Source organism: Bradyrhizobium sp. 23AC, assembly GCF_054863025.1.
This window is the reverse complement of sequence record NZ_JAVAYN010000325.1, coordinates 1-232: the sequence shown is the minus strand read 5'-3', so window position 1 is coordinate 232 and position 232 is coordinate 1. Positions and strand designations below refer to the sequence as shown.

The window sequence follows — 232 nt, the reverse complement described above, 5'->3', positions numbered from 1 at the left end:
ATGAGTGGGTTGAGCGCTGTCTTTAAATTTAGGCGACAGTTTTTCGACACCTTTAGGTGAGTAAGGCAGTAGCATCCCTTCATCTTGCAGCAACATTAGGCTGGTTGCCGCCAGTCCCCAAACCACATCGGCACGAGGATTGTTTTTTTCTGCCAATAGACGAGCTGTAATCACGCCCGTTGAATCGCGTACCCCGTTAATTTTAATGTCTGGATGAGCTTGGTTGAAACGC

At 47.8% G+C, this 232-nt stretch carries 1 pseudogene; it reads right to left on the bottom strand.

Annotated features, from left to right (window positions below):
- A pseudogene (locus tag RAD10_RS42615) lies at nt 1-232 on the bottom strand (putative 2-aminoethylphosphonate ABC transporter substrate-binding protein); the annotation flags it as partial.